The organism is Mesorhizobium sp. USDA 3734 (genome assembly GCF_056279665.1).
Map to the genome: position 1 here is coordinate 853,308 of NZ_JBWCCW010000001.1, position 13,188 is coordinate 866,495.

Here is a 13,188-nt window from a genome sequence, read left to right on the forward strand (position 1 = left end):
CTGTGAAAGATCAAAAAGCGCGTCGCTTCCGGAAGCGACGCGCTTGGGCATTTTGGTGTTGAGGGTGGTCCATGGCCGAAGTGATTGATGGTAAGAGTGTCGCCGAAGACGTGGTGCGGACGGTCAAGGCCCTGACGGCCGAGCTGGTTGCCAAAGGCAACGCCAAGCCCGGTCTTGCCGTGGTCATCGTCGGCGAGGATCCGGCCAGCCAGGTCTATGTCGCCTCCAAATCACGCACCGCCAAGGAATGCGGCTTTCATTCCGTCCAGCACACGCTGCCGGCCGAAACCTCCGAACAGGCATTGCTGAAGATCATCGGCGACCTCAACGCCGATCCGGCCATCAACGGCATCCTGGTACAGCTTCCGCTGCCGGCCCATATCGACGCCGGCAAGATCATCCAGACCATCGCGCCGGAAAAGGATGTCGACGGCTTCCATTTCATCAATGTCGGCAAGCTCGGCACCGGTGAACTCGAGACCGCCTTCGTGCCTTGCACGCCGGCGGGCTCGATGCTTTTGATCGAGCGGGTGCGCGGCAAGGACCTGTCCGGCCTCAATGCCGTGGTGGTCGGTCGCTCCAACATCGTCGGCAAGCCGATGGCCAACCTCCTGCTTGCCGCCAACTGCACCGTCACCATCGCCCACAGCCGCACCAGGGATCTGCCGGCACTGGCCCGCACCGCCGATATTCTTGTCGCGGCTGTCGGCCGGCCGGAGATGATCAGGGGCGATTGGGTGAAGCCCGGCGCGACCGTCATCGATGTCGGCATCAACCGCATTCCGGCACCGGAAAAGGGCGAGGGCAAGTCGCGCCTCGTCGGCGATGTCGCCTATGCCGAAGCGGCCAAGGCCGCCGGCGCCATCACGCCGGTGCCCGGCGGTGTCGGCCCGATGACCATTGCCATGCTGATGGCCAATACGTTAGCCTCTGCCTACCTTGCGGCCGGATTGAAACGGCCGTCCTTCTGACCCGCCAGAAAGCCGCAGCTTTGCCGAACCCCAGTGTTCCCTCAGAACGGCCGGTCATGACTGATCCCGTTCAAGGCGGCCGGCAGTTCGCTTTCCTGCTGGTCGACAAGTTCTCCATGTTCTCGCTGGCCGCGGCCATCGACACGTTCCGGTCGGCGAACCGGCTGCTCGGCCGCGACTTCTACGGCTGGACCACGGTGTCGGCTGACGGCGATCCGGTGATGGCCTCCAATGGCCTGCCGCTCAAGATCGACTATGCCGTTGCCGACCTGCCGCCGGTCGACATCCTCTTCGTCTCGGTCGGGCTGACGACGGAATTTCCCGGCAAGAGCAAGGTGCTGGCGGCATTGCGCAGCTGGGGCCGCCGCGGCAATGCGCTCGGTGCCTTGTCGGTCGGTTCCTACCTGCTGGCCGAGGCCGGCCAGCTCGAGGGCTATCGCTGCACCATCCATTGGGAAAACCGTGCCGGCTTCGTCGAACGGTTCCCCGACATCAACTGCACCGGCAATGTCTTCGAGATCGATCGCAAGCGCTACACCTGCGCCGGCGGCACCACCTCGATCGACCTGATGCTGGAGATTGTGCGCGGCGATTTCGGCTCGAACCTCGCCAATGGCGTCGCCAACCAGTTCCAGCACGAACGCATCCGCTCGGCCGGAGACCGCCAGCGTGTCGGGCCGGAACGCGACCTGACCGGCAAGTCGGAGAAGCTCAGGCGCATCGTCGAATTGATGGCCGATCACCTCGACGAGCCGCTGTCGGCCGTGCAACTGGCAAAATCCGCCGGCCTGTCGGTGCGCCAGGTCGAGCGCCTGTTCCTGCGCCATCTCAGCGTCACGCCTGGCCGCTATTACATGCGGCTGCGGCTGGAGCGGGCGCGCGAATTGCTGCGCCAGACCAATATGCCGATCCTCGACGTGGCGATCGCGACTGGCTTCACCTCGCATTCCTACTTCGCCCAGAGCTACCGGCTGCAATTCGGCAGGCCGCCCTCGGAAGAGCGCCGCACGACCTACTGAGCCTGCCGATGAATGTCGCGATCAAATAACTTCGCGAGACATGCGTCAAAAGTCGACGCGCAGTCCGGCCTTCAGGCTCTGGCTGGTCGTGCCGTCGCCGAACTGTCCAGAATAGCTGAGGCCGAGCCGCGAGGCGGCACTTGTCTGGATGTCGAGGCCAAAGTCGATCAGAGCGGCATTATCGGCGATCGGCGTACCGGCGATGGTGAAGGGAGACTGCCCGGTAAAAGCCAATCCCATCGTCGGGATTGTATCGCCGAAGGCATGGCGCCAGCCGACAAATCCGCGAGCCGTAGCCGCCATGCCGCCGAGGTCGAACGCCGCCGATCCTCTCACGCCCAGCGTCGAAAACGTCACCGCGTTGTCGAGGCCGTCGCTGACCAGAGCGCTGTCGCCACCATCTTCCCTGAAGGCGTCGCTTCCCGTATTGACATAAGCCAGCGCCGCTGTCGGCTCGATGGTCATGCGGTTCATGTGGAAGGAATATCCGGCCTCGCCGAAGACCTGGCCAGTGTGGCCGTTGTACTTGGCTGAAAGCCTGTCGGAGAAACCGGGGAAGGCGACCGCCCGATCCGTTTCGATCGTTTGCCAAGCGTATGCCGCGCCGCCGCGCAGGCCAAAATCGCCCCACTGGCCGGCACCGTAGACCGCCAGATGGATGCTGTCGGCCGACCCGCTGGAAGCCCGATCGTCGGCATCGAAGGTGGCGAGGCCATAGCCTGTCAGAGCCCCGAGGCGGATATCGTCGGCGATCGGCGCATCGACGCCGGCGAAGAACCCGCCGGAATGAGCGCCGAAGTCGGCAGCATTGCCATCGCTATCGCGGCTGCTGAAGGCACCATAGGCCTGGGCCCACGGTCCCGGTGCTCCGAGACCACTGGCCTGGCGGACATGGTCGAGCGCTGCTTCGCGCACGAAACGGCTGTCGTCCAGCATGAGACCCGCGGTCGAGGCGTGGATTTCACCGGAGAGCTGGTCGAAAGCGGCCCGCGCGCCGGGAACGTCCAGCATCAGCGCGGCATCGAAAATAGCGTCGCCGCCGCCGAGCGCCTGCACGCCTGCGCCGGTTGCTCGTTGGTTGAGCGTGCCGCCAATCGCATCAAGGTCGATGCTGTTGCGCTCCAGAGTCAGATAGACGTTGTTGGCATCGTAGGTGAGGATCGGCGCCAGGAAGGCGAAGTTCGAGGTAGCGGCTGAGAAGAAACCGGTGCGGCCGGCTGTGGTTGAAACGATCGTGTAGATGGTGGAGGGCGAATAGGTGCCGCCGGCGGCAAGCACCTGGACGGTCCCTCCATTGATCGTGGTCGTGCCAGTGATGTCGACGAGATCCGCCTGGCCGGCGGGATTGGCTTCGACCTCAAGCGTCGATCCGGCATTGAAGATGACGCTGCCTTGTACCGACAAGTTGCCGATCGAGTTGCCAGCGGCGATGGTGCCGTTGTTGGTGACAGCGCCGACGATCGTGCCCGCGCCGCCGAGCTTGGCACCGTTGCTGACGGTGACCGTGGGAGCGGTCAGCCTTCCATTGACGCGCAGCAGGCCTGTCTCGACCGCCGCGCTGGTCGAGACGCTGCCGATGCCGGTCAGCTCCCAATTGGTACCTTGCATGGCCAATGTCTCGAAACCCAGGAATTTGGCAACGGATTCACTGCCGCTGCCGGTCATCTGCAGCGCATCGACCGCGGTGCCGCCTTGCACATTGCCGTTGAGGACGGAACCGGTATCGAGGATCAGCGTATGCGCGAACGCGCCGCTGAACCGGATTGCCAGTCCGCCGCCAGTCGAGCCGATGGTGCCGCTGTTGGTGATCGTCCCGGTTCTGCTGAACACAACGCCGGTCGCGGCGGAGCTGATGGTTCCGCTGTTGATAAGCGAGCCGCCGCCGCTCATCTCGACCGCCCCTCCTATGGTCGACCGAATGCTTCCGGCATTGATTACCGTCAGCGATGTCCCCGAGCCATTGGCGAAGATGCCATTGTACCCGCCTTCGATCTCACCGGTGGCATTGTTGGTGATCGATCCGGGACCGCCCTGGAAAAAGACGCCTGTTGAGAAGTTGCCGGTCCCGTTGTTGACAATCTTGCCGCTGTTGATGACCGTTCGCTGCGAGCCCCCAGACAGCGAGAGCGCATTGCCACTCGACGTCGCCGAAATCGTCGCGCCTTCGTAGTTGGTCACGATGCCGCCGCCGTAGATGGTCACACCCTCGACTGTCTTGCCGTTGATCGTGCCATGGTTGTTGACGGTTGCCATTGCTGCCGGGCCGCCGGACGTGCCAAAAATCGCGCCGCTGAAATTGCCTTCGATCATTGCGCCGGCGGAGTTGTCGAGTTGCCCGCCCTTCCTGAGCACCAAGGCGTTCGAGCCCGTAATACTGCCGTCATTTTGCACCTGCCAGGGCGCGATCGTGGCATTCATTCCGGGGCTCATGCCGCCGAAAACCGCCGCGCCCGGGAAAACCCGCACGCTGCTGCCGCTCGCCGCGTCGAGATCGACCGCCCCCAAATTGGCGGTGATCTCTACATCTGCCGCTTGAACGGGATGACAAAGTGCGCTCAGCGTGCCAAGCGCGCTGCTGGCTGCCAGACAGCGCCAAAGCCGCAAGCGTCGTCTGCTGTCTCGTATGCACGTGCCTGTCCCACCCCTTGCAGTCACAACGTCCATGCCCCACTATTCTCCCGGGTTTGAATTCGCTGCCGTCAAACGGTGTTGGTGCTTCACGAAAGTTGTCGGTTGACGGCGAAGCTTCGGATTTGATGGGGCAATGCTAGCCTCTGCGCGGCACCGGAAGCGTCCGGCTAATACGGGCAGATGCGGGCATTAGGGGACAGCGGGATCATGGGTTGAACAGCAAAAGCGACCGTCGCTTGCGCGACTGGAAGGAAATTGCCGCGTTCTTCGGGCGAGACGAGCGCACCGTGCGGCGCTGGGAGCGGCAACGTGGGCTGCCCGTGCACCGGATTTCCGGTGGCGCCAGGAACCTGGTCTTTGCCTACACTGATGAGCTAGAGCGATGGCTGCACGGCGGAGAGACCATCTTGCCCGACGACGTCGAGGCCTTGGCCGAGGAACCGGGCATACAGCCCGTGGTCACCGTTTCGGAAACGATCGCTCCGAGCATCCGGGCTAGTTTGTCGACATTACCGCGACGGTCGCTGCTGGCGGTTGGTGCGGTCGCTTTGGTGCTGCTGGCGATTGCGGGCACGCTGGCCGTCCAAAGTGCTGATGCACCGCCAGTCCGAGTGGTCTACAGGCCTGAGCCCAGGGCTCAGGATCTCTATCTCGATGCCGTCTACCATCTCGGCACCCGACAGGCCGATGGCTTCACTCACGCCATCCAGCTGCTGACCGAGGCGACCATGCTCGACCCGAACTATGCCGACGCCTATGTCAAGCTCGCAGAAGCTTACAACACCGTCAGCCAGTTCACATTGATGCCGGCGAACGAAGCCTATCCGCGTGCCTTGGCGGCTGCGCAGCGGGCAATCATGCTCGATCCCCGTCATGCCGGCGCCTATGCGGCACTTGCCTTCACGACCTTCTACTGGACAAGGGATTTTGCCAAATCCAGGCAACTGTTCGAACGCGCGATCGAGCTCGATCCAGATGCGGCGCAGACCCACCACTGGTACGCCCTGACCCTGATGGTCTCAGGAGAAACCGCCGTCCCATTGCGCGAGATAAGCAGGGCACAGGAGCTGAACCCGGAGTCACGCGCCATCGTTGCCAACAAGGCGTTGATTTTGTTCTATGCGGGCCGCGTCGATGACGCCGTGATGATCCTTCAGCAATTGGCCAAGGCCGAGCCGAACTTGCGCTCGGCGCCCGAATATCTCGCCACCATCTATCTCGACCAGGGGCGGTTCACCGATTTCTTGCGCGAGTACAGGCGAGCCGCGGAGATCGCCGACAACAACGTTCGTCAGGCCATCGCCGATGCGGCCGAGAAGGGTCTGCGCCAATCCGGTGGCGAGGGGCTTTTGTCCGCCATGTATGCCGAGCAACTACGCCAGTACGAAAGAAACCTCGAACCCGCCTACAAGGTGGCGGGCACTGCAGCGATGCTGGGGCGCAACGACGAGGCGATCCGCTACCTCGAAGAGGCAGTGCGGCGCAACGAGGACGACCTGCTGGGCATACGCATCGAGCCCATCTTCAAGGGACTGCGGGGCGACGCTCGATATCGCGCGATCGTTCAGCACGAAGGTTTCACTCCTGCCCAAGCGTTTGGCGCTTGAACGTTAGAGGCTTTGGCCGGGCTTGTGTCCCGACACGCGCTCAAATAGTTTCGGCCGGCGGACAGGGTGGCTCACTCAGGAGATTTCGATGGCGGGACTTGCACGGAGCGTCGCTGCGGCGATCCTCCTTTTGTCGATGACGACATTCGGCTTTGCCGCAAACAAGGTCATCATTATTCTCGATGCCTCCGGCTCGATGTGGGCTCAGATCGACGGCAAGCCCAAGCTCGAAATCGCCCGTGAATCGCTGAGGTCAGTGCTTCAATCGGTCCCCGGCGACGATGAGATCGGCTTCATGGCCTATGGCCATCGCGAAAAGGGCAGCTGCGACGACATTCAGCTGATCGTGCCGCCACAGGCAGGCTCGGCCAGCGCCATCTCGGCCGCCGCCGGCAGCCTGAAGTTCCTCGGCAAGACGCCGCTGACGGCGGCCGTCAAGCAGGCGGCCGAAGCGTTGAAATACACCGAGGACAAGGCGACCGTCGTACTCATCACCGACGGGCTCGAAACATGCGGTGGCGACCCTTGCGCGCTCGGCAAGGAGCTCGAGGCATCTGGCGTCGACTTCACCGCCGATGTCGTCGGCTTCGGCCTGACCGCCGACGAAGGCAAGCAGATCGCCTGCCTCGCCGACAACACCGGCGGCAAATACATCCAGGCGTCTGATGAGAAAGCGCTGCAGGAGGCGCTTGTCGAGACCGTGGCGGGGCCAGCGCCGGCACCTGCTCCTGAGCCGGCTCCCGCTCCGGCGCCCGCACCGGAGCCGGCCAAACCGGAATTCAATTTCCTGCCGATAGCGGTGCTTGCCGAGGGCGGCGATCCCGTCACTGACGGCAACGCCTGGGAGATCTACAAGGCGAAACCTGACGGTACGCGCGGCGACTACATCAGCACCGAATACGGCGCCTACAAGGCCAATCTGGAACCGGGCGACTATATCGTCGTGGCCAGTGACGGCCAGGCCAAGACCGAGCAGAAGGTCAAGATCGAGGCAGGCCAAGTCTACAAGCCGCTCTTCAACTTGAATGCCGGCACGCTTATCATCCATCCGCGACCGAGCGAGGGGGCGGATGTCGTCGATGGCGCGGCTGTCGTCATCGATTATCCGGGTGCTGACATGCCCGCGACCTTTTATGGGACCACGAAAGCCGTATTGCCGGCCGGCGACGAGAAAGTGACTGTTACGATCGGCCAGGGCGTGGCTACCGAAACGGTTCAGCTCGCTGCCGGCAAAACGGTCGAGAAGGACATCATCGTCGGCGTCGGGCATATCATTGCCAACGCCTATTATACCGCTGGCGGCGACAAGGCCGACGGTTCGGGCATCGGCTTTAAGGTGTTCAAGGCGAAAAAGAAGATCGATGGGACCAGGGAAGAAGTAACCTATGCCTATGGTCCCGACAGCAAGTTCGATCTGCCGCCGGACGATTATGTTTTGATCGCGACGGTCGAGTTGGCAGAGGTCGAGCAGCCGTTCACGGTGAAGGCCGGTGAGTCTCAGGATGTGAAAGTGGCCATGAATGCCGGCGTGCTGGCTATCACCACGCCGGGCGCCTCGAAGATCGAGATTTTCGAGACGAAGAAGGACATCAACGGCAACCGCAAGTCGATCGGCTATAATTACGACGCGAAGTTCCAGACCACTTTGCCGGCCGGCGACTACGCGATTGTCGCCGACACCTCCGACAACGGCTCAAAGGAAGGTACGGCTACGGTCAAGGCCGGCGAACGCGTCGAGGTCACCGTCAAGTAACTGCCTTAACCCCATGAAAAAGGGCGGCCACGAGCCGCCTTTTTTCATGGACAGGACGCTGATTCCGTCAAGCTGTGCCGAAGGCGCTGGCGCCATGATCGGCGCGGCCGACCAATTGTCGGAAGCCGGCAAACAGCTCGCGGCCGAAACCGAATTCATTGCCGATGAGATCGGCTTCCGCCGTCCGGCGCAGTGCGAATTCCGGCGCCGGCACAAAGACTTCCAGCGTTCCGGCATCGGCGTCCAGCCTGATGATGTCGCCTTCATGGATCCTGGCGATAGGTCCGTCCTCGACCGCCTCCGGCGTGACATGGATTGCCGCCGGCACCTTGCCGGAAGCACCCGACATGCGCCCGTCGGTGACCAGCGCCACGCGCTGGCCGCGATCCTGCAGGATGCCGAGCACGGTGGTCAGCTTGTGCAGTTCCGGCATGCCGTTGGCCTTCGGCCCCTGGAAGCGGATGACGGCGATGAAGTCGCCGGTCAGCGTGCCGGCCTTGAACGCTTCGTTCAACCCTTGCTGGCTGTCAAAGACCTTGGCCGGCGCCTCGATGATGCGCCGCTCCGGTTTGACGGCGGAAGTCTTGATGACGGCGTGGCCGAGATTGCCCGAGAGCACCTTCAGGCCACCGGTTGCCTGGAACGCCTTGTTGAACGGCGCCAGCACTTTCTCGTCGCCGCTTGTCCGCGGCGAGGCTTCGCGCACGACGCTGCCATCGGCGCCCAGCTTTGCTTCGACCGCATAGGGCCGCAGGCCTTCGCCCCATACCGTCTGCACATCCTCGTGCAGGATGCCTTCGTCGAGCAGTTCGCGGATCAGGAAGCCGAGCCCGCCGGCGGCATGGAAATGGTTCACGTCGGCGAGACCATTCGGATAGACCCGGGCCAGCAGTGGCACTGCTTCCGAAAGGTCGGAAATGTCCTGCCAGGTGATGGCGATGCCGGCCGCCGCCGCCATGGCGATCAGGTGGATGGTGTGATTGGTCGAGCCGCCGGTGGCGTGCAGGCCGACAACACCGTTGACGATCGAGCGCTCGTCGATCATCCGGCCGACAGGCGTATAGGCGTTGCCAAGCGCGGTGATCGCCAGCGCCCGCTTGGTCGCCTCGCGGGTCAAGGCCTCGCGCAGCGGCGTGCCTGGGTTGACGAAGGAAGCGCCCGGCGTGTGCAAGCCCATGATCTCCATCAGCATCTGGTTGGAATTCGCCGTGCCGTAGAAGGTGCAGGTGCCCGGTCCATGGTAGGATTTGGACTCGGCCTCCAGCAGTTCGGCACGACCTGCCTTGCCCTCGGCATACAGCTGGCGAACCTTGGCTTTCTCGTCATTCGGCAAGCCGGTCGTCATCGGCCCGGCCGGAATGAACACTGCCGGCAGATGGCCGAAGGTCAGCGCCGCGATCACCAGTCCCGGCACGATCTTGTCGCAGACGCCGAGATAGACGGCAGCGTCGAACATGTTGTGCGACAGGCCGATCGCGGCGGCCATGGCGATGACGTCGCGCGAAAACAGCGACAGCTCCATGCCTGGCTGGCCTTGCGTCACGCCATCGCACATTGCCGGCACGCCGCCGGCCACCTGGGCGATGCCGCCAGCTTCGCGTGCCGTGTCCTTGATCAGCGCCGGAAAGGTCTCGAACGGCTGATGCGCCGACAGCATGTCGTTGTAGGACGTGATGATGCCGAGGTTCGGCACCTTGTCTGCACCCAGAGCCAGCTTTTCCGAGGGGCTGCACACCGCAAAGCCGTGGGCGAGATTGCCGCACGACAGCACGGCCCGGTTGGCGGTGCGGTTCGATGCCTCGGCGATGCGGCTGAGATAGCGCTCGCGGCCTGGCTTTGAACGCTGGCGGATGCGCTCGGTGATGGCTTCGATGTCGCGTCTGGCGGTCATGGTGTCGGTCCTTTCAGGCGAGGTCCCGGAACACAATCCAGCTGTCCGCCGGGACCCTCAGCAAGTTCAAATCAGGGAGCCCAGAAAACCTCTACGGGCTTGCGCGCTGCATCGAGCACGGCGCGGATTGGCTTTCGCGGTCCAGGTGCCACCGCGCTGTCGAAGGCGGTGCGCTTGTCCTCGCCTTCGATGTGCAGCGCGATGAAACCGGCATCGGCGATGCGCGCCAGCGACAGGGTCAGCCGCGGCTCGCCCGCACTGGCCGCATGGACCGGCAGCACGATCCTGTCGGAGGACGGGTCGAGCAGTCTTGCCAGATCATCGGCATCGGGAAAGAAAGAAGCGGTGTGGCCGTCCGGCCCCATGCCGAGCACGACGACGTCGAGCGGCCAGGGCAGCGACTGCAGCGCCGCATTGTCGGATGAAGCCGCATCCTCGATGCTGGTGGCTTCGTGGTAGAGCGGCACGAAGCGCGCCGCCTTGGCCGAATTCTGCAACAGATTGGCCGCCACCAGGCCGGCGTTGGAGCGCGGCGAGGAGACTGGCACGAAACGCTCGTCGACCAGCGTCACGATCACCTTGTCCCAGGCGATGGGTATCGCCGAAAGGGCGGCGAAGAATTTTGCCGGTGTGGTGCCGCCGGAGACGGCGAGCAACCCTGTGCCACGCTCGGCGATTGCCCTGGTCAGGCGGCCGGCGACATGACCGGCAAGCGCAGCCGCCAGCTCCTGGCGCCCGGCGAAGCCGTTCCAGCTATAGGCGGCGCTGTTCAATTGCTCTCGTGCCATGTCCGCCCGTCACGTTCGATCAGCGCTATAGAGGCCGAGGGACCCCAGGTGCCTGCCGTATAGCCCTGCGCTTCCTGTCTGGCGCTTTCCCAGGCGTTCTGGATCGGGTCGATCCATTTCCACGCCGCCTCGACTTCGTCGCGGCGCATGAACAGGGTCTGGTTGCCACGGATGACATCCATGATCAGCCGCTCATAGGCATCTGGCGCGCGGCCATCGAAGGATTGCGCGAAGCTCATATCGAGCGAGATCTGGCGCAGCCGCATGCCGCCCGGACCCGGATCCTTGATCATGATGAACTGCTTGACGCCTTCGTCCGGCTGCAGCCGGATGACCAGCTGGTTGGCGAAGATCGGTCCAGCGCTGTCGCCGAAGATCGAATGCGGGATCGGCTTGAATTCGATGACGATTTCCGAAACCCGCGTCGCCAGCCGCTTGCCGGTCCTGAGGTAGAACGGAACGCCCGCCCAGCGCCAGGTGCCGATCTCGGCCTTGATGGCGACGAAGGTCTCGGTGTTGCTGTCGTGGGCAAGCTCCTCGACATAGCCCTTCACAGCTCCGCTGGCCGAGGCGCCTGCGCGGTACTGGCCACGCACTGTGTGCTTCGGCGCCTCGTTGCCGTTGATGCGCTTCAGCGCCCGCAGCACCTTCAGCTTCTCGTCGCGCACCGCGTCGGCGTCCATAGACGATGGCGCTTCCATGGCGACGAGGCACAAGAGCTGCAGCATATGGTTCTGCACCATGTCGCGCAGCGCGCCGGCCTTGTCGTAATAGGTGACGCGGTCTTCCAGCCCAACGGTCTCGGCCACGGTGATCTGCACGTGGTCGATATGGGCGGAGTTCCACAACGGCTCGTAGAGCGCGTTGGCAAAGCGCAGCGCCATCAGGTTCTGCACCGTCTCCTTGCCGAGATAGTGGTCGATGCGGAAGATCTGGCTTTCGTGGAAATCGTCGCCGACCAGGTCGTTGAGTGCTTGCGCCGAGGCAAGGTCGCGGCCGATCGGCTTCTCCAGCACGATGCGGGAGTTTGGCGTGATCAGATCGTGCTCTTTCAGCTTGTGCGAGATATCGCCGAACAGCGCCGGCGCCACCGCCAGGTAGAAGGCGCGGATGCGGTCGCTGTCGCCGATCGCCTTCTTCAATTTGTCGAATCCGGCCCCGCTTGTCGCATCGGCCGAGACATAAGAGAGGCGCGCCAGGAATGTCTTCAGTTCCTTGGCGTCGATATCGGCCGGTTTGACATGCTCGGAGATCGCCTGCTTGGCGAAGGCCTGGAATTCCTCATCGCTCATCTTCGAGCGTGACGTGCCGATGATGCGCGTCGGCTCGGAGAATTGATGGTCGCGCTGGCGATAGTAGAGCGACGGCAGAAGCTTGCGCTCCGACAGATCGCCGGTGCCGCCGAAAATGATGAAGTCGAAAGGGTCGACGGGGATGATCTGGCTGGTCATGGTCTGTCCGCTTTGACGCCGGTCGCTGTGACGCGGCTGATATAATCTAATCGATTTAAATTTTCCAGTGCCATGGTGTCACATCTGGGTGTATGCGCCTGCCCCTTGACAGTCCGATGACCTGGAGGCTTGTCGACAGGCGCGGCTCCGGAAGCCTTCGCAGTTGCAGCATAGAGCGGGATCGAAGCGAAAGCCAAAGGAGAAATCGGCAATGGCCGCACATCTTTCGCCCAATCTGGTCAGACGCCGCGGCTTTGCAAGGATGTGCGCCATTGGCGCGCCGGCTGATCGCCACCAATCATGAGCGGGAAAAACATGCGTCTGGAAAACAAGGTTGCTGTCATCACCGGTGCTGCGTCGGGCTTTGGCGAGGGCATCGCCAGACGCTTTGCGCAAGAGGGCGCCAGGGTCGTTGTCGCTGATCTCAATGCCAAGGGCGCGGAGCGCGTCGCCGGCGATATCGGTGAAGCGGCGATCTGGACCCAGACGGATGTTTCGCTGCGTTCCGAATTCGACGAGATGGTCTATGCCGCCAAAAGCGCTTTCGGCCGCATCGACATCATGGTCAACAACGCCGGTTACACCCATCGCAACGGCGACATGCTCAATGTCGACGAGGAAACCTTCGACCTGATCACCGCGGTCAACATGAAGGCGATCTATCACGCGGCACTGGCCGTGGTGCCGATCATGGAGCGGCAGGGCGGCGGCGTCATCCTGACCACCGCCTCCACCGCAGGTCTGCGGCCGCGGCCCGGCCTCGCCTGGTACAATGCGTCGAAAGGCTGGGCGATCACCGCCACCAAATCGATGGCGGTGGAACTGGCGCCGAAGAACATCCGCGTCAACTGCCTCTGCCCGGTTGCCGGCGAGACCGGCATGCTGGAGAAATTCATGGGCGCCGACACGCCCGAAATCCGCGAGAAGTTCCGGGCATCGATCCCGCTCGGCCGACTTTCGACGCCGCTCGACATCGCCAACGCCGCACTCTGGCTGGCGTCGGACGAAGCCGCCTTCATCACCGGTGTGGCGCTGGAAGTGGACGGCGGACGCTGCATCTGAGAGCGCCAACGCAAT

General features: G+C 63.3%; 9 protein-coding genes. 5 read left to right on the forward strand and 4 right to left on the reverse strand.

Translation table 11 applies throughout. The annotated features are described in order from the left end of the window. The first annotated feature begins 71 nt into the window (after positions 1–71). Both folD and ACZ89F_RS04175 read left to right on the forward strand, forming a co-directional pair. Positions 72–971 carry a bifunctional methylenetetrahydrofolate dehydrogenase/methenyltetrahydrofolate cyclohydrolase FolD gene (gene folD / locus ACZ89F_RS04170; protein WP_476090530.1) on the forward strand — a complete coding sequence of 300 codons (900 nt, stop codon included), beginning with the start codon at positions 72–74 and terminating at the stop codon, positions 969–971. 56 nt (positions 972–1,027) lie between these two features. Continuing rightward, positions 1,028–1,990 (forward strand): GlxA family transcriptional regulator, encoded by a 963-nt coding sequence (locus tag ACZ89F_RS04175; protein ID WP_013530232.1) that lies wholly within the window; start codon positions 1,028–1,030, stop codon positions 1,988–1,990. Positions 1,991–2,035: 45 nt separating this feature from the next. Here ACZ89F_RS04175 and ACZ89F_RS04180 read toward each other — a convergent pair whose 3' ends face one another. Continuing rightward, the gene (locus ACZ89F_RS04180) at positions 2,036–4,594 is read right to left on the reverse strand and encodes an autotransporter outer membrane beta-barrel domain-containing protein (protein ID WP_476090531.1); all 2,559 of its coding nucleotides are present in this window, start codon (positions 4,592–4,594) and stop codon (positions 2,036–2,038) included. A 239-nt stretch (positions 4,595–4,833) separates the two neighbouring features. Between ACZ89F_RS04180 and ACZ89F_RS04185 the strand changes: the two genes are divergently transcribed. Together ACZ89F_RS04185 and ACZ89F_RS04190 are read left to right on the forward strand one after the other, a co-directional pair. Beyond that, a complete protein-coding gene (locus ACZ89F_RS04185; protein ID WP_476090532.1) occupies positions 4,834–6,228 on the forward strand; it encodes a TPR end-of-group domain-containing protein in 1,395 nt (464 codons plus the stop codon). Positions 6,229–6,316: 88 nt separating this feature from the next. Next, a complete protein-coding gene (locus tag ACZ89F_RS04190; RefSeq protein WP_476090533.1) occupies positions 6,317–7,981 on the forward strand; it encodes a vWA domain-containing protein in 1,665 nt (554 codons plus the stop codon). A 67-nt stretch (positions 7,982–8,048) separates the two neighbouring features. On the opposite strand, the gene edd is transcribed toward ACZ89F_RS04190, so the two are convergent. The 3 genes from edd to zwf form a co-directional block, all read right to left on the reverse strand. After that, the gene (gene edd, locus ACZ89F_RS04195; RefSeq protein ID WP_476090534.1) at positions 8,049–9,872 is read right to left on the reverse strand and encodes a phosphogluconate dehydratase; all 1,824 of its coding nucleotides are present in this window, start codon (positions 9,870–9,872) and stop codon (positions 8,049–8,051) included. Positions 9,873–9,943: 71 nt separating this feature from the next. Further along, positions 9,944–10,660, reverse strand: a complete 717-nt coding sequence (gene pgl / locus ACZ89F_RS04200) for a 6-phosphogluconolactonase (protein ID WP_476090535.1) — start codon at positions 10,658–10,660, stop codon at positions 9,944–9,946. Then, entirely contained in the window at positions 10,642–12,111 is a 1,470-nt protein-coding gene (gene zwf / locus ACZ89F_RS04205) for a glucose-6-phosphate dehydrogenase (RefSeq protein ID WP_476090536.1), read from the reverse strand. The genes pgl and zwf overlap by 19 nt, the downstream gene beginning before the upstream one ends. A 315-nt stretch (positions 12,112–12,426) precedes the next feature. Between zwf and ACZ89F_RS04210 the strand changes: the two genes are divergently transcribed. Then, positions 12,427–13,173 (forward strand): SDR family oxidoreductase, encoded by a 747-nt coding sequence (locus tag ACZ89F_RS04210; protein ID WP_476090537.1) that lies wholly within the window; start codon positions 12,427–12,429, stop codon positions 13,171–13,173. Positions 13,174–13,188: the final 15 nt, after the last annotated feature.